Below are 276 nucleotides of genomic sequence, written 5' to 3' on the forward strand. Positions count from 1 at the left end.
AGGTTCGAGTCTCGCGAAGCGAGACAACATCACTACGGTGATGGCCCGCAAGGGCGAGGCCAAAGGCCGAGTTATCCTGCACGACCCACCATTCTTTAAGAATGGCAGCTTCAGAATCGGTTTGATGTGGCAAAGTAAAGGTCCGAGTCGAGTACCCGTCGAGTTGTCCTGAACATCCCCATCCTTGTTTTCCGCGAGTCGGTTCCAATAACCTATTCGCCATCAGCAGTAAACCACATCAGTGGGTCGTTAGCTCAGTTGGTAGAGCAGTTGACT

The 276-nt window shown here is 52.2% G+C and carries 1 other RNA gene; it reads left to right on the forward strand.

Going from position 1 to position 276, the window contains the following annotated elements:
* A non-coding RNA gene (locus tag ADK28_RS29405) (RtT sRNA) lies at positions 1-91 on the forward strand; the annotation flags it as partial.
* Between the last annotated feature and the right edge of the window lie 185 nt (positions 92-276).

It is taken from the genome of Serratia sp. 506_PEND (assembly GCF_001076875.1).
In the GTDB taxonomy this organism is placed as follows: Bacteria; Pseudomonadota; Gammaproteobacteria; order Enterobacterales; family Enterobacteriaceae; genus Serratia; species Serratia marcescens.